Annotated in this window: 7 protein-coding genes; all 7 read left to right on the top strand. The window is 28.9% G+C overall.

Annotation, left to right across the window (positions count from 1 at the left end; translation table 11 throughout):
* Nucleotides 1-39: 39 nt before the first annotated feature.
* The 7 genes from D9T19_RS11485 to D9T19_RS11455 all read left to right on the top strand — a co-directional run bounded on the left by D9T19_RS11485 (nucleotide 40) and on the right by D9T19_RS11455 (nucleotide 19,668).
* Nucleotides 40-1,410, top strand: coding sequence for a mannose-1-phosphate guanylyltransferase/mannose-6-phosphate isomerase (locus tag D9T19_RS11485; protein WP_121628380.1), 1,371 nt, complete (start codon nucleotides 40-42; stop codon nucleotides 1,408-1,410).
* Entirely contained in the window at nucleotides 1,411-2,184 is a 774-nt protein-coding gene (locus D9T19_RS11480) for an ABC transporter permease (protein ID WP_121628379.1), read from the top strand.
* Complete coding sequence (locus D9T19_RS11475) at nucleotides 2,185-3,393, top strand: ABC transporter ATP-binding protein (protein ID WP_121628378.1); 1,209 nt, start codon at nucleotides 2,185-2,187, stop codon at nucleotides 3,391-3,393.
* Nucleotides 3,394-3,397: 4 nt separating this feature from the next.
* On the top strand, nucleotides 3,398-5,575 hold the full coding sequence (locus tag D9T19_RS11470) for a glycosyltransferase (RefSeq protein ID WP_121628377.1): 2,178 nt from the start codon (nucleotides 3,398-3,400) through the stop codon (nucleotides 5,573-5,575).
* A 1-nt stretch (nucleotide 5,576) separates the two neighbouring features.
* A complete protein-coding gene (locus D9T19_RS11465; protein ID WP_121628376.1) occupies nucleotides 5,577-7,907 on the top strand; it encodes a glycosyltransferase in 2,331 nt (776 codons plus the stop codon).
* 9 nt (nucleotides 7,908-7,916) lie between these two features.
* On the top strand, nucleotides 7,917-8,852 hold the full coding sequence (locus D9T19_RS11460) for an acyltransferase family protein (protein ID WP_121628375.1): 936 nt from the start codon (nucleotides 7,917-7,919) through the stop codon (nucleotides 8,850-8,852).
* A 214-nt stretch (nucleotides 8,853-9,066) separates the two neighbouring features.
* Complete coding sequence (locus D9T19_RS11455; RefSeq protein ID WP_121628374.1) at nucleotides 9,067-19,668, top strand: DUF4214 domain-containing protein; 10,602 nt, start codon at nucleotides 9,067-9,069, stop codon at nucleotides 19,666-19,668.
* Nucleotides 19,669-19,866 lie beyond the last annotated feature (198 nt).

The raw sequence follows: 19,866 nt of genomic DNA, 5'->3' as shown, positions 1-19,866 counted from the left end.
TTTTCACTAAAAAACCTTAAAAATTAGATTAGGATAAATATGATAAATATGATTTTATGTGGCGGTAATGGTACTAGATTATGGCCTATTAGTAGATCTTTGATGCCAAAACAATTTGTAAAACTATTTGACGGTAAGTCATTATTTCAATTAACAGTTAATAGAAATAAAGACTTATGTAAAGAACAATATATTATTTCTAATACAGAACAATATTTTTTGGCACTTGACCAACTAGAAGGATTAAAAAATACAAATTCAAGATATTTACTGGAACCAATAGCAAAAAATACAGCTCCAGCGATTGCATTAGCTTGTATGACTTTAGATTATGATGAAATAGTTTTAGTAACACCATCAGATCATTTAATTAAAAATAAAAAAGAGTATAAAAAAGTACTTCAAGAAGCTAAAAAAATTGCACAAGATGGTGATATTGTTACATTTGGTATTAAGCCTGAATCTCCTGAAACAGGATTTGGATATATTGAAGCTGATGGTTTAAATGTACTTTCATTTAAAGAAAAACCTGACTTAAAAACAGCAAAAGAGTATCTTAAAAAGGGTAATTATTACTGGAATTCTGGAATGTTTTGTTTTAAAGCAGGAGTATTTCTAGATGAATTAAAAAAATATTCTCCAAGTATTTATGAAACATCATTTAATGCAATATCAAATAGTAAAGCCTCAACTTTAAGACGTATTTCACATGAAGATATGGCTTTAATTCCTGAAGATAGTATTGATTATGCAGTAATGGAACAAAGCAAAAAAGTAAAAGTAGTTTATGCTGATATTTCATGGAATGATTTAGGTTCTTTTGATGCACTTTCACAAGAATTTAAAAAAGATGAAAATGGTAATTCTATTGATGAAAACATAATAGCTATTAATTCAAAAAATAATTATATTCATACAAGTGATAGAATGATTACTTTAGCAGATGTAGATGATTTAACTATCGTAGATACTCCTGATGCTCTTTTAATTACAAAAAAAGGTAGTTCTCAAAAGATTAAAGATATTGTAAAAGAACTAAAAGGTAGAGATACACAATTACATAATATTCATCAAACTGTTCATAGACCATGGGGAACATATACTGTTTTAGAAAATACAGCAGGATATAAAATAAAAAGAATTGAAGTTAAACCAAATAAAAGATTATCTTTACAAAAACATTTTCATAGAAACGAACACTGGATTGTAGTATCAGGAACAGCAACAGTTACAGTTGGAGATGAAAAAAGACTTCTTAGACCAAATGAATCAACATATATAAGAATGGGTGAAATTCATAGATTAGAAAATGAAGGTAAAATACCAGTTATTTTAATAGAAGCGCAAGTTGGTGAATATACAGGCGAAGATGATATTTTAAGAATTGAAGATGATTTTGAAAGAATATAATTGAAAGAGAATATTTTATTAGCATTCTCTTTTGCAAAAAGAGATTTTAAAGAGAGATATGTAGGAACTAGTCTTGGTCAATTTTGGTATGTACTTTCTCCAATTATTACTATTTTTATTTATACAGTTATTTTTTCAGATTTTATGAAAATGAAAATGAGCATAATTGATAATTCTTATTCTTATAGTATCTATTTAGTTCCAGGTTTATTAGCATGGACTACATTTAGTACTATTATTATGAGATTGACCAACTCTTTTTCTGAAAAAGCAAATTTAATAAAAAAGATTGCTGTACCTATGTATACTTTTCAATTAAGTATTTTACTTACGGAGTTATTTTTATTCTTTATTTCAATCTCATTAAGTTTAATTTTCTTATTTTTAGTTAATCAGCCAATAACAATGACTTTTTTATGGATGATTCCTGTTATGTTTTTACAAGTTTTATTTGCTTTTGCTATTGGGGTAATTGTATCACTTTTTACACCATTTTTTAAGGATTTAAAAGAAGCTGTACCAATAGTTATTCAATTATGGTTTTGGATGACACCTATTATTTATCTAAGTGAAATGATTGAAAAAAAATATCCAGCATTGCTAGTTTATAATCCATTTTACTATTTTGTTAAGATATATCAAGATATTTTTTTATCATCAAAAGTACCTAGTTTTGATTCATTATTAATTATTACTATAATGACAGTCACAGCATTAATTATTGCAGGATATTTATATAAAAAGATGATATCTACTATTAAGGATATTATTTAGATGAAAAAAGTTTTAGAAGTTAAAAATGTAACAAAAATTTATAAAATTTATAAATCAAATTTTGATAGATTGAAAGAAATTTTTTTAAAAAAGAAATATCATAAAGAGTTTATCTCAAATAATAATATATCTTTTGATCTATTTGAAGCAGAAACAATAGGTATAATAGGAGTAAATGGTGCTGGTAAATCTACTATTTTAAAGATTATTACAGGAGTTATAGAAGCTAGTTCAGGTATTGTCAATAAGTATGGAAGAGTAACTGCACTTTTAGAATTAGGAACTGGTTTTAATGATGAACAAACAGGATATGATAATATTTTTTTAAATGGTACATTAATTGGAATGACTCAAATAGAGTGTGAAGAGAAAAAAGATAAAATTATTGAGTTTAGTGAATTAGGTGAGTATATTTACGAACCAATTAAAACATATTCATCAGGTATGAAAATGAGATTAGCTTTTTCTATTGCTATCTTTTCAGAACCTCAAATTTTAATAGTAGATGAAGCTCTTTCAGTTGGAGATGCACACTTTCAAGCTAAATGTATAAGTGCATTAAAACTAAGAAGAGAACAAAATATGAGTATTATTTATGTATCACATGATTTAAGTTCTCTTAAACTTCTTTGTAATCGAGTTATATTGTTAAACAATGGAGAGCTTATATCTGATGGAGAACCAGAATTAGTTATAAACAAGTATAATTATTTAATATCAAAAATAAATGATAAAGAAAATAAAATTGCTACTAATGAAAAACAAACAAGTTCATTTGGAACTTTTGATATTGAAATTACAAAAGTTTCAATACTAAGTGAGTCTTCAAATAGTGATATTTTAAATTCTGGTGAAAATGCAGTTATATGTGTTGAAATTTCATCAAAAAAAGATATAGAAAATATGACTGTTGGTATTATGATTAGAGATAAGTTCGGTCAAGATATTTTTGGAACAAATACCTTTCATCATAAAGTAGCAATATCTTTTAATAATAATAAAAAATATAAATGCTTTTTTTCAATGCCATTAAATATTGGTATTGGAAAATATACAATAACAGCTGCTGTTCATTCAAATGAAAATCATCTTGATAATTGTTCACACTGGTTAGATCATGCAACAAGTTTTGAAGTAACAGGAAATATAAAAGAAAACTTTATAGGTATATGTAAGTTATATCCAAAAATTACTATTAAGGAAATATAAAATAATGAGAAAACTTTTAGTGGATTGTTCATTTACAAGTACGATAAATTCTAATACAGGAATACAAAGAGTAATTAGAAGAGTACTTGAAAGTATAGTAGATATTGCAAATATATCAAATTATAAAGCTATTGCTGTAAGTTTACAAGAGGGTAAAATAAAAGAGGTAAATTTCGACAATCCCAATAAAAGTTTAAAAAATAATATTACAGTACAAAAAGGTGATATATTACTTCTTATTGATTCAACTTGGCATCTAAATATTTGGGAAAGTGTTAAATATGCTAAAGAAAATCAAGCTATGGTTGTGGCTGTTATCTATGATCTTATTCCTATTCGTTATTCCCAGTTTTGTGATGATAATTTGCCAATATATTTTAAAAAATGGCTTGGAGCAGCAGCATCATATTGTGATGGTTTTATTGCTATATCAAATACTGTTGAAAAAGATTTAAAAGAATATTTTGATACTTTTTATCCAAAAGAAACTAAAAATAAATTTTATTCATATTTCCTATTAGGGGCGGATTTTGCTTATAAAACTTTTAATATTTCATCGACTAATATAGCAAATAATTTAAAAGAATTATATACTTCAAATAAAAATATATATCTAATAGTTTGTACAGTAGAACCTAGAAAAAACCATAAATATCTTCTTGATGTTTTTGATAAATTATGGGAACAAAACTATGATGTAACCTTAAATATTGTAGGTAAAAAAGGTTGGATGATAGATGAACTAATAAATAGAATATATAATCATGAAAAATATAATAAAAATCTTTTTTATTTTGATAAAATAAATGATGAAGAGTTAAACTATTGTTATCAAAATTCTAAAATGTTACTTTTCCCTTCTTTTGTAGAAGGTTTTGGATTACCTATTATTGAAAGTTTAAATAATAAACTTCCTGTATTAGCAAGTGATATACCAATCCATAGAGAAGTTGGAAAAGATAAAATAGCTTATTTTGATTTAGATAATATTAATGATTTAGTAAATAAAATAATTACTATTGAAAAAAATGGTATACCAGATAATCTAAAATTAGAAGATGATTTTAAATGGTTAAATTGGAATGAAAGTACAGAAATGCTTTTTAAAGAAATAGTGTGCATGAATAAAAAATTTAAACCTTTAAAAAGTTTTAAAAAACTAAGTCATCAAAAAAAGAAAACTAAAAATTTTAAACAACAAATAAAAGAAATTCCCCTAATAGGATTTACTTTAAGATGGATATATAATCTTATAAGATTAAATAATTTAAAATTTACTGTTTATGTACAACAAGAACAGATAAATCAACAACAAGCACAGATAAATCAACTTCAAGAACAAAATAATAAAAATACATTAATATTTCAAGAACAAAATAAAAAAATAGATATATTAATAAAAGAAAATCAAAATATGAAAGAAGATTACGCATCTATTGCTTATAGTTATGTATCAAAAGAAATCTCAAAACAAGCAATTGCTTTTCATATAAAAATAGATGATTTCCTTCAAAATGTAAAAAGTAAGGAAATAAATACAATAGAAGAAAAAGATTCACTTTCTTTCCTACTTGATGATTATTATTTAAGTTTTGAAAATATTTTTAGAGGTTCAAGAGAATATATAATTAAAAGATATGAATCATATTCAAAATATATAAATACAGATACGAAAAAAGCCTTAGATATTGCGTGTGGAAGAGCAGAGTGGGTTGAGTTATTACAATCACAAAATATTGATGCCCATGGAGTAGATTTAAACTCTTCAATGGTAAATGTTGCAAAAGAATTAGGAATAAAAAATCTTGAAGTTTGTGACGCTTTTGAGTATTTAAGAAATTGTTCAGATAATAGCTTTGATTTGATTACATCATTTCATTTAATTGAGCATCTACAATTTGATAAATTATTCAAACTTTTATTAGAGGTAAAAAGAGTTGCAATACCAAATGCTATTATTTTACTTGAGACTCCAAACCCTTTAAATTTAAAGGTTTCAACTTATGAGTTTTACAAAGATCCAACTCACTTAAATCCATTGCCATCAGATATAATTAAGTTTTTATTGGAATATTTAGGTTTTATTGATGTTAAAGTTGAATATCTAAATCCACTTGATAAAAATACTCAGAACTTACAAAATGATGCGCAAGATTATTTAATAGTGGCAAAAAATAGCTAAAATGAAAAAAGTTAAAAAGTTATCATTAGCATATTTTTCACCTTTCCCTCCACAAAAAAGTGGAATATCTTATTATAGTTTAGATTTATTAATATATCTTAGCGAGTATTATAATATAGATATTATCTATGATAATATAATTGATGATGAATATATAAATAAAAATTATAAGATAAATTCAATAGAATATTTTGAAAAAAATCATTCATTATATGATAGAATAATTTATCATTTTGGAAACTCACCTTATCATTTAGATATGTTAAAACTTTTAGATAAAATTGCAGGATTTGTAATCTTACATGATTTTTTTATTTCTGATTTAATAAATCATAATTATTTAATTAATAAAGAAAAAATGTATTATTTTAATACTTATACTTCATTAATAAATAATTCAACTTACAATGATTATCCATGTAATGTTGATGTATTAAACAATGCAAGAGGAACTATTGTTCATTCTAATTTTGCTAAATCCTTAATTTCAAAATATTATTATAAAAGTGATTTATCAAATATATATACAGTTCCATTATTAAAAAAGCCATCAAAGCTTTTAAAAGATTTAAATAAAACTGATTTTATAGTTTCTACTTTTGGGCTTATTAATAAAAATAAATTGCCAAATAAAATAATAGAAGCATGGAAGAATTCTATTCTTTCAAAACAAAAAAATTGCTATTTAATATTTGTAGGTGAAGATATTGATGATAGTTTTTCTGAAGATATTAAAAACTCTAATATTATAAAAACAAATTGGGTAGATACGAATACATATAGTGATTATTTAAAAATTACAGATATTGCAATACAACTTAGGTCAAATACAAAAGGAGAAAGCTCGGCTGCATTATTAGATACAATGAATAATGAAATTGCAACGATAACAAATGCAGCTACTTTATTGGGTGAATTTCCTAATGATTGCTTATTTACAATAGATGAAGATTTTGATATAAGGCAATTAACAAATGCAATTAATACACTTTATAAAAATAAAGAATTAAGAGTAAAAATAGCCAATAATGCATTTAATCATATTCAAGAATATCATAATCCAGAATATTGTACAAAGTTGTATTATAAAGCCATAGAAGATGCATACTCAAAAGACACTTTTAAAGTAAATAATATAAAAAATCTTTTTTATTTAAACTCTTCTACCAAATCATTAGTTCAAACAATTTCTTTACTTGACAATAAACAATTTTCCAAACGTCAAATATTAGTTGATGTTTCATCTATAATAAAAGAAGATTTAAATACAGGAATACAAAGAGTTGTTAAATCTCAATTAACTGAATTAATTAAAAATTCTTTTGAAGATTATCGAATAGAACCAATATATTTAAAGAAAATTGATGATAGCTACTTATATTTCTATGCAAGAGAGTTTACTTCTAAACTTTTAAAAATAGATACTAATCTATATGATGAACCAATAAAAGTAAAACATGATGATATTTTTTATGGTTTAGATTTAGTTTATGAAGAAATTAATATTTCAATAAAAGAAGAAATATTTAAAAATTTTAAAAATATAGGATTAAAATTTGTTTTTCTAGTTTATGATATCTTGCCGATTATACATCCTAAGTTTTTTCCAAAAGAATCAAAAGCTATTCATGAAAATTGGTTAAAAAATATAACGTCAAATTCAGATTTGATAATTTGTATATCAAACTCTGTTTTAAAAGAGGTAAGTTCTTTTTATGATACAAATATCACCTTTGTGCATTTAGGTTCAAATTTTACACATAAAGAATTTAAACTCGAAGAAGATTATATAAAAACAAAAGAAGAAATGAATTTTTTAGTTGTAGGAACAATTGAGCCTAGAAAAGGGCATAAGTTACTTTTAGAAACATTTGAATTATTTTGGAATGATAATATAAATCTAAATCTTCATATTGTAGGGAAAAAAGGTTGGATGGTAGATGAACTTTATAATAAAATTAAAACACATAACTTTTTAAATAAAAATCTATTTTTTTATGAAGGAATCAATGATGAAAGCTTAGAAAAGTTATATAAATTTAGTGATTGTGTTATTGTTCCAAGTGAAGCTGAAGGTTTTGGTTTACCAATTATTGAAGCAGCTTTTTATAATAAAGCAATTATTGCAAGAGATATAGAGGTTTTTAAGGAAGTAGGTAAAAACTTTATTTCTTATTTCCCAAATGATAATAATCCAAAATCATTATATAAATCAATAAATCATTGGATAAAATCATATAAAATAAACAATACTTCATCATCAAAAGAAATCCCAATTTTAACTTGGAAAGAAAATGCAATAGCTACATTGGAAATACTAAAAAAACTATAGGATTATTATATGCATGGAACACTAAGATTTTTTTTAGCAATTACTGTTGCTTTAAGTCATTTAGGCCTTACAATATATACATACAATCCAGGTGTTATTGCAGTAGTAATGTTCTATCTTTTAGCAGGTATGGTAGCATATAAATTAAACTCAAAAAAGTTTCCTAATAAAGCATTTTTATACTATAAAGATAGAATAAAAAGAATTTTCCCAACATATTTTATGGTATTAATTTTTGCCTTTGTGATTTACCTTTTAGGAGCTAAATCATATTTTATCTCAGCTGTTCCAACTATAAGTGATTATTTATCTAATATCGTAATTATTCCTCTATCTTATTATATGTATAATAATATTGACAAATTTACACTTTTACCACCTGTTTGGTCTTTAGGTGTTGAATTACAGTTCTATATTCTTGCTCCTTTTATACTATTAAATAATAAAATAATTAAATTATCGATATCTTTATCTCTATTTATTTATATTTTAGCTGTAGTAGGTTTATTAAATACAGATTATTTTGCATATAGATTGATTCCAGGAGTTTTATTTATTTTTCTTATTGGTGCAATAATTCAAAAAGTTATTGAAGGTGATTTATCTTCAAAAAAGATATTATTTTATCTTTATTTACTTTTATTATTTCTTCTAGGATATGTATATTTCATTGATTATAAGGCTCCTTACAATTATGAAACATTATTTGGGTTAATATTAGGAATACCCATTTTATTATTATTATCTAGCATTAGCTTATCAAATTATAAAGTTGTTGATAAGTATTTAGGAAATATTTCATATCCAATATTTTTATTGCATTTTCCTATTCTTTGGTTATTTGAATTATTTATAAAAAATCCAAATAATTATTATATTATTTTAGCTACTTTACTCCTCTCTATTCTTTTGCAGAATATACTTGAAAAATTAAAACTAATATAAGTAAATTTCTTAATAAATATTTTATGTTAAACAGTGTATGATACGTATACGTATAGAAATATACTATCGATAGTTAACGTGATTGTATAGGAAAGTGCATATCTGCACACTAGTACAAGGTGCTCAATAGTAATATTATTATTATTATTAAGATATACACTTGTTTTATAATTACTATCACATAAATTTTAAACAAATTTCCTAGGAGGAAAATATGGCATTAACGAAAACTCAAGTTTCTGAACTTTATGTTGCAATATTCAATAGAGCTTCAGAAGGTTCTGGAAACACTTATTGGCAAAATACGGGATTAAACGCAGCTGATATGGCAAATGAGATGTTAGCTACATCTGATGCGCAATCATATTTTGGTTCAAGTTTAGACTCAAATCAAGCATTCATTGAACATATTTATTCAAATACATTAAATAAAACTACTGCAGATGATGCAGATGGTATCGCATACTGGGTAAATCTTTTAGATTCAGGTGCAAGTAGAGGTGAAGTAGTAACTGGATTAATAGATGCAGTTTCTCAATACGAAAACTCAACAGATGCAAATACACAAGCTGCTTATGATCAATTTATGAACAGAGTAGCAGTATCAGATTATATGGCTGATAAAGTAGAAGATACTCCAGTTAATTATGGAACTACTACGTCTTTTAGTGGTTCATTAACTGTAACTGATGTTTCATCATCATACGTAGATGCAATTTCGGCTATTAATGATATGGCTGATGTTAATACTACAGGTGTATTTACAATCACTGCAGCAGATACAACAACTGTTGTTACTGAAGCTTCAGAAAAAGTTTTAATGTGGGGTTATACTCCAGATGCTGAAAGAACTGATGGTGCATCTCAAGGTGTTGAAGCAGCAGACTTAGTTACTTTTTTAACTGAAACTGCAGGTATTGATTTACATGAATTAGGTCTTATTGATGATGATGGTATTGTTTTAACAGATCAAATTCAAAATATTACTATAGGTGATATTACTAATACTACAACAGGTACTATAACAATAAATACAACTGATGGACAAGAATTAACAGCAGAAGCTGATCTTGGTGAAAACTATATGGATTTCTTATCAGATTTATTATTTGATGCAAATGGAGATTCAAGATTATATTATGAAACTACAGCTGGAAGTAGTACAACTACAACTGAAGGTCCAGTAGTATTAACAACAACAGTAAACAATGGTAGAACATTTGAATCAGGTGTTACAACAGCTGCTGATGATACAATCGTTGTTGAAGATTTATCATTATTAGATGATGCTTATATTGATGGTGGAGAAGGACATAATACTTTAGAAATTGATACAGCAGGTTCTTTTGCTAAACCAATTCAATTATTAAATATCCAAGAAGTAAAAATTCAAAATACAGTAGATGATGATGCTTCAACAACTACTACTGCAAATTCAATTGTAGATTTAAGTAGAGCTACAGATCTTGAAACTTTAACTATCTCAGAAGGTTATCAAACTGATGAATTAGGTTCTTTAATCGTTGGTGGAGTTAGAAATAACGCTGATTTAGTATTTAATGGAAGCTTTGATGAAAACGTAACAGTTAATTATGCTTATGAAGCAGGTGATGCTATTGATATAACATTTAATGTTGGTAATGTAAATTCAGCTTTTAATATTATTCATAATAATGATACAGTAAATATTGACTCAATTGGTACAAGTAATACATTTGGTACACTTACTTTAGGTACAGGTTCTGTTCAAACATTAAATATTTCAGGTACTGCAAAATTAAATGTAACAGAAAATATTTCTGGTTCATTCGCTCTTGATCATGATGTAGTAATTGATGCATCTGCTAATACAGCTGGTGTTGATTTAACTTTAACTCCTGAAGCTTCAAGTACATTCGAAAACTTAACTATTACTACTACTGCTAAAAATGATGATTTAGTTGTTTCAAATGCAGATGAATTAACTATTAATGCTGGTGAAGGTGATAACGAAATTGAAGTTACTTCAACTGAAACTGCAACAATCACTGCAGGAAATGGTGATAACGAAATTGAAGTTACTTCAACTGAAACTGCAACAATCACTGCAGGAAATGGTGATAATACAATTACATCAGTAGCTGATACAGTATCTATTACAACAGGAACTGGTGCTGATACAATTGAAGTTACAGGTAATGATGTATCTGTAGTTTCAACAGGTGGAAATAATACTATTACTGTTGTTACTGTTGACAACGCTGATGTATATGCAACAATGAATTTAAATATTGATGCAGGAACTGATGCTTCTACAGTAATTATTGGTACAGATGATGAAGCACCATCTACTCCTACTGAATTTGGTGTTATTTTAGATAATAGTTCATCTATTTCTGGAACTGATGTTACATTAAGTATTATGGCAGATAGTGATATCTCTCAAGCTACTTTAACAGGTATAACTTCTGTTGCATTAGATGAAGACAACACAGTAACATTAACAGCAGCACAATTTATTGCTTTAGGTACAGATGCATTCTCTGCACAAGAAGATTACTTTGGTGTAAATGGTGCTCAAGCTCAAGTTAATATTGTAATTACTGAAGATCTTAACTTTGATGATTTAGGTGATATGTCTTTATTTGATTGCGATAATATTAACTTAACATTCACATTTGCTTGCGATGATACATTAACATTAACAGCTGAACAATTACATATGTATGTAGCTTCAAATGGTATTACTATTACTGAAGCATTCAATGGTAATGTTGTAATTACAGATGCTGCTTTAGATTTTGATGAAGAAAATGGTGATGGTGGAACTATAGGTTCTAATATTGATGATTTAACTAATAATGTTGAAATTGTAAGAGATGATATTGATGGTTATTCAAGACCAGTTGATAATGTTTCAACTGATACTTTAGTAATTGATTCAACAGATGCTGCTGTAATCGTTTCTTCTGATATTGAAAGTGATTTAACTACATTAAATATCATTGGTACAAATGATGTTACATTTGAAGATGGTGTAGTTGTAGACTTAGGTGAAAACTTTACTATTGATTTCTCTGATTTAACAGGAAATTTATCAGGATTAACAATTACTAATTTTGAAGAAATTACTACAGATCCAATTGCTGCTGATGTAGATGATTGGGGAATGATTATTGGTAATGATGCTGTTGATACTAGAATTGATTTAGAATTATCAGAAGATGCTGTTGTTGGTTATGATGATAATGCAAATGGTGGATTTAAATCATCAGGTGTAGAAGAATATGTTGTTACTGAATTAAATGGTGGAATATCTACAATTTATGTATGCGATAATACTGAAGATGTTGAAGTATTAGGTTTACAAGGTAATGGTGATGGTGAAATCACATTTGGAAATGTTAAATGGGATGTATCATTCTTATTAGAAGGTGATGCTGCTGAAAACTGGACAGATAGACCAAAAGCAGATGGTTCTCCAGATGAATCAAATATCGGTACAGTTCATGCAGACTTCTTCTATGATGGTGCTCCAGCTGTATTTAATATCAATAACCAAGGTGTAGCTTTAGGTACAACTTCAACAGGAACTGATAGACCTTTAGTTGTTGCTGGAATTGAAACTACAAATGCTAATTCTGTTACAATTAATGTAACTGATGGTGATGTTGTTATTACTGATATTACTGATAATACTTCTGTTGAAACTTTAACTGTAAATAGTGCAAATGATGTTGAAATTGTTTCTGCATTAACAACTGCTTTAACAACAATTGATTTCTCAGGTGTTGCAGGTACTGTTGATGTAAATATGAATTCTATGGATGATGCATTTACTTTAACTTCAGGTGCAGGTGATACAACAATTACTTTAAATGAAGACTTTACAGCTCAAGATGGTACAGTTATTGATGGTACTGCTGGTACTACTTCAATTGTAATTGCTAATGTTGATACTGCTAATACTGATATTGATTTATCAGATGTTACTTTAACTTCAATAGAATCAATTGTTATTGATAATACTGATGCTACTCCTGCTGATGATACTACTTTAACATTATCAATAGATCAAATTAATACTGTTGGTTTAACAAATATTACAGCAACTCAAACTGATGATACAGCTAGTGATTATGAAGATGCTACATTAAATATTGTAGATATGGATGATTCAATTTTTGATATAACTCCAATTAATGATGGTATTTCTTTAGGTACTGTTACTATGGCTGAGGGTACTTGGACTTTAAATGCTGCAACTGATTTAACAGGTGCTACAAGTATTATTGTTCCTGAAGGTGGTTCATTAACATTAACTGCTGATCAATATATGGCATTAGCTGATGGTACGATTACAACTGATAACTTAGATCCAGATGTTGATACTACAGTTATTATTACAGGATTAACTCAAGCTCATATTGATGCTGGATTTACATTAACAAATGTTGCAGCTGTTGGATTAAATGGTACAGTTGAATTAGCTGAATCTTTAAATCTTACTGCTGATATTGCTGGAACTACAGCTCTTGATCCAACAGATTTAAATGGTTTTGCAGTAACTATGAGTGATACTCAAGTTCTAGGACTTGCTACTTCTACTCAAGCTGATGGATTAGAAATCAATGGTACAGGTGATACTACAGTTGAATTACAATTCAATTCAATGGATGGTGGTGATACAAATGGTATTGATACTGAAGGTTATACAATTACAACATTAAAAGCACTTGACACATTTGTTGGTGGACAAAATGTTGAAGATTTAATTGAAAACTTAGATTCTTCTGTAACATTATTTGTTACAACAGATCCAGAAGATTTATCAATTGTTCAAAACACTGATAGAGTTGTTATTGTTGAAGAAGGTGTTACAGTTGCAGGTGGATTAATGTTCAATGACTTAAATGATGGTCAAGAACTTACATCACTTACATTAACACTTCAAGGTGATAATACAATTACAGGTGATATTTCAGTTCCTACTTTAAATACAGCTACTGGATATACAGGTGTTGATGATTTCCAAACTATGACTATTCTTTCAGAAGGTACTGCAAATATTATCACTGGTAATATTACTGCTGAAACAGGATTATTAGATGGTAATGGTACAGGTTCTTCTACAACTCCAGGTTCAATTACTGCTGAAAAAGAAAATGATTTATTAAATATTGCAATTATTGCAAATGCTGATTTAACTATTGGTTCTTATGATGCAAGTGGAACTTATACTCCAGGTTCTAACTCTGGTGATATTATCTTCTCTGACAATGATGATACAGGTGCAAATAGCACAGCTACTTTAACAGTAACTGGTACTGCAAATGTTACTATGCATGGTGTTGATTCTTCTGATACAGATATTACAACTGTAGCAATCGTAAATAACTCAACTGGTACATTAACAATGACAGGTGGATCTGAAGCAATTTCTGCTAATGATACTGAAACTATTACTTTCTTAGGAACTGGTGATATCGTTCTTGGTTCTGATGGTGTAAATGGTACTGTTGGTGATGGTGTTGATTCAACTACTTTATCTACAATTGATGCTTCAGGATTATCTGGAGATTTAACTCTTGATACAATTACAAATGTTGATTCAACAGACTTCTCATTAACAGCTGGTTCTGGTGTAACAACTGCTACATTAACAACTGTTACTTTAGCTGCAGATGCTGATGGTATTGATAATATTGCTGGAAATGCTGATGATGAAGCTGGATTTAATATTGATATGTCAAACGCAGCTGCTGGTTCTGAATTACATTTAGGATCTAATACTTATACATCTGGTGATTTAAATATTAATTTAGGTGCAAATACTACATTATATATTGATGCAGATACTAACTGGACTTTATTAGATAGCGTAACTATCTCTCAAACTACAGATATCGTACTTGCTGATGGTGTAAGTTTAACTTTAACTGCTGAACAAGCTAATGGATTAAATATCATTGGTGTTGATAGTAATCTTGATGGAACTTTTGGTACTGTTAATATTAGCCAATTAGGTGATACAGCTGTTGATTTAAGTGGAATTTCTGCAGATATAGCTGGAACTACAATTTTAGAAGATGATGATGTAACTTTAGATGCTACAACTAACTTAGGTGACTTCTCTGTTACTCTTATTGATTTAGCTGATAGTACTTCAAGTATTAATGATGATTTAGTTGGTCAAACTATTAGATTTACTACTGAAGAACAAGCAGGTAGAGAAATTAATGTTGCACAATCTATTACAGCTGCTATTTCTAATGGTACATTTGCACCAGTTCTAGGTACAAATGATGATGATTCAACAAATGTTGTTTGGTTGTTTGAAAACATTACAAGTTCTGTAGATACAAGTGCTTATGATTCTAATATCGCAAGACTTTGGTTAACTGCTGAATTACTTGCAAATAATAATGATGTTGAAGATTTATTCACAACATTACCAAATTCAATTTTAAGAGTTGATTTTTCTACTTTAACTGAATTAAATTTATTACTTGCTTCAACTGCTGTTAATAGAACTATTGAATTAGTACACTTTACAGAAATTCCTGGTGGATTAGTATTTGATGATTCAACAGTTTCTGAACATGTAGAAAGTTTAACTGTAAATATGGGTGGAGAAGTAAATGTAGGTGATATCACTCTTGGAAATATTATTGATAACTCTGCTTATGATAATTCAAACTTTACAACATTAGAAATTAACTCTGAACTAGCTACTATGACAGGTGATTTATTAGCAGCTGAAGATTATGTAAATGATAATGGTATTGATGATATTTCTGGAGAAAATGTTGCTCCTGTTTCAGATGCTACACATTCAAATGTAATTGGTGATATTAGTGTTGGTGGAACTGATGCAAATATTGATTTAACTAATGTTGATTTAAATGCTACTGGTTCTAATTTAACTGTTGGAACAATTACATTTGATGCTGAAACTGCAGGTACAACAGTAACTTTAGATGTTACAGGTACTGAAGATGTAACTATTGCTTCATTAAATACAACAGATGCTGATATTTCTACTTTAACAGTTACAAATAGTGGTACAGGTTCATTAACAGTTACAGGTGCAAGTCCAGCAGCTGCTGTTTCAGATACTGAAATATTAAATATTGAAGCAACAAATGCTTTAAGTTCTGTAACTTTAGGTACAGCTGGTGATGCCACAAAACCTGGTGTTTCTGGTGCTGAATTAAGTGAAATAAATCTTTCAGGTGCAGGTGATATTGATTTAGGTGTTATTGCTTCTGTTGATGGTGTTGCTCAAGTTGATGCTAATACTGGTGATCCAATTGCTTCATTTGTACTTGATGCAACAAGTGCAACAGGTGTTGTAAGTGCTATATTTGATGGTCCTGTATTACAAGCTGGTGCTGTTTGGGGAATAGATTTAACAGGTGCAGCAGTAGGTTCAACTGTTACTCTTAAAGATACTACAACATTTAATGCTACAAATAATTCACTTTTAGCTATTAATATGGGTGCAAATGCTACTTTAGTTATTGATGGAGATATTGATTTATCTGCTTTTGCTGATAATGCTCTTACTACAACTATAACAGAAGGTTTATTATTAAATGGTACAGTAGAAGTACTAGCAGGTTCAACTTTAACTTTAACTGCTGAACAAGCTAGTCAATCTGGATTAACTTTCACAGGTGCTGGTACAGTTGAATTAGTTGGTGATGCTGAAGCTCTTGATATCTCTGGTATTGTATTTGATGCAAACTGGTCAGGTGTACTTGATGGTTCATCTTTAGATAGTATCAATGGTACAGTTTCAGATATTAACGATGCTTATACATTATTAACTACAGTTCCAAATATGGAACCAACTAACTTTAACAGTACTTTAGCTGATGATGTAGCTGGAAATGCTGCAACAGATATTATTACTCTTGAAGCTAATAATGGTACAGGAACAATTGATGGTTCTGCTTTAACTACTGTTAATGGTACAGCTACAGATATCCTTACAGCAATTGCTGATATTGATACTGATCCAGTTAACTTTGATTCAACACTTACTCCTGAATCTGCATATACTACATATACAGGTATTACAGGTGCTATTACTACAGGTGATACAATTGACTTTGGACCTACAACTGGTTTAGAATATACAGCAACTATCGGTGCAATTGCTGGAACTACTGCAACTGTTGCAGAAGTACAAGCTGCAATTGATGCTGTTGTGAATCCAAATTTTATCACAGCAACATTTAACGGTACTGATTTAGTATTAACTATAAATGATGCAAATCTTCCAATCATTGGTAGAGATTTTACAGATGTTGATAATGCTTCTGCTATTACAACACATACAGATACTCTTGCAAATGAAAATGCAGCAAATATTGTAAGTATTCTTGCAGTAAATGGTACAGGTGATATTGATGCAAGTGATATTTTAGAACTTCTTGGTACTTCAGCTGATGTTGCTGCAGTATATGCTAACTCTGGTGTTATAGATCCTAATGATGATACAACACAAGTTAATTTATCTGGAGTACAAGCTATTACTTTATCTGATGATATGACAGTTGCACAAGCAAATGTTGTAACTGCAGCATATAATGCTGTATTAACAGCAACAATTGTTGAACAAGATATGGCAACATTAAATACTTTAATTACTGATCCAAATGCAGATGCAAATGCTTTAACTATTACAGTTGCAGATGCAAATGTAGATGCAGCAGCATTAAATACTTTAAATGCTAAAACATCAGTTTCAATTGATGCAACAGCTGTTACATCAATTACAGGTATAGGTTCAGATATTGCAACTGCAGTAACTGCTGCTGGAATTAATGATTCAGGAACTGAAGCTATTACAGTTGATTCAGGTAATTTAACTGTAGCAGATCAAATTACAATTGATGGTGCAACTACAGGTGTTATCACTGCAACAATTGATGAAGGTGATATGATTACATTAGCAGGAATTGCTGATGCAAATGCAAATAATGTTTTAACAGTTGTAATAACTGATACTCAAGCAGTAGCTAGTGCATTAAATACTTTAGATGGTAAAACAACAGTTCAAGTAGATGCAACAGCTCTTACATCAATTATAGGTGATGGTTCATATATTGCAACTGCAGTAACTGCTTCTGGAATTCTTACTTCAGGAAATGAAGATATTAGTGCTGGAAATACATTAGATGTAGCAGATCAAATTACTATTGATGGTGCAACTACAGGTATTATCAATGCTACAATCACTGAAGGTGATATGGCTACACTAGCTAACTTAACTGATGCAAATGCAAATAATGCTTTAACTGTTACAGTAACAGATCCAAGTGTAGATGCAGCAGCATTAAATACTTTAGATGGTAAAACATTAGTTCCAGTAACTGTAACAAGTGGAACATTAACAGGTACAGCAGCAACTGTTCAAGCAGCTTATGCAGCTTATGCAGCAGGAACTATTACAGGTCTTGGTGATGAAGCTATTATAATAAGTGATGCAGGTTCTATTGCAGCAAGTGTATTAAATGCTTTATCAAATGTAACAAGTGGAGCTATAACAACAGCTGGTATTACTGAAATTACAGGAACACAAGCAGAAGTACAAGCTGCATTAGGTGCTGCAAATTTAGTAAGCTTAGCTGCTGTAAATGTTATAGTAAGTGATCCTATGACAGCAGCTCAACAAGCTACTATGGATGTGGCAACTACAGGTATTATCACTGCAGCAATTTCAGATAATGATATGGCTACACTAGCTAACTTAACTGATGCAAATGGAAATAATGCTCTTACTGTTACAGTAACAGATCCAAGTGTAGATGCAGCAGCATTAAATACTTTAGATGGTAAAACATCAGTTCCAGTAACTGTAACAAGTACAACATTAACAGGTGTAGCAATAGGTGGAGCATCAGATGTTATTGCAGCTTATGCAGCAAATGCAGCAGGAACTATTATAGGTCTTGGTGATGAAGCTGTAACATTAGCCGGAAGTGGAGAATCTGTATCAGATATTAATACTATTACAGGTGATACAACAGGTGTAGTTACAGCAACAGTTGCTCCTGATACTATTAGTACATTAAACACTTTAACTTCAGCAAATTCAGATATGATTAATGTAGAAACTACAGATCTTGCACTAAATGCATCAGAAGTTCTTGCTCTTGATGGTAAAACAGGAAGTGCAGTAGATGTTGCTTCGGTAACTACTTTAACTGGTTTATCAACAGATGTTATTGCATACTATGCTGCAGATACAGCTGGAACTATTGCTAGTGATAATGATGAAGATGTATTATTATTAAATAGTACAATTACAGCTACTGATTTAAGTACTATTGAAGGTACAAATGGTACAAGTGGTCTAATTACTTCAGTATTTGGTTCATTAGATATTACTGATTTAAGTGGTGTATCGGTTGCTGCTACAAATGCAGATGATACATTTGTATTTACTGGGGCAGAAACAAATGTTGCAATCACAGGTTTTGTTTCAGGTACTGATCTAATTGATGTATTTGCAATAGATACTACTCCTGGAACTTTATATACTGGAATTGACCATAATGTAACGGAAAATATTTTCTTCTTCTTATCAACAGGTATTGCAGGTGATGCTGATACTCTTGGAGCTGCTGCAAATGCGATTAATAGTGCAGATCAAAATTCTACTTGGGGTGAAAATTTAGGTGATTCAGCTTACTTTGCAATTGCAGATGATGATTCAACTACAATTTATCATTATGAAGATGTTGATGGTACAGGAATTACAGCAGGTGAATTAACAATAGTTGGTACAATTGATACTGATATAGTTAATGGTGACATTGCATAATAACTATTCAAATAGTTCAAATGCAAAAAACTAAAAAGGATCATTTCCCTTTTTAGTCTAGTTCTTCAAAAAAACTAGATTTAAAAACCCCGCTTCTTTTTTGGAAGTGGGGTTTTTTTTACTCAAAAAATCCAACTCTTATAATTCTTCATTCATTTTATGTTAGCAACTACCACAAGACAAAAATCTTCCATAAAC

Source organism: Poseidonibacter antarcticus (assembly GCF_003667345.1).
Lineage (GTDB): Bacteria > Campylobacterota > Campylobacteria > Campylobacterales > Arcobacteraceae > Poseidonibacter > Poseidonibacter antarcticus.
Note: the sequence above shows the minus strand (reverse complement) of the source record. Positions and strands in the feature narration are given on the sequence as shown.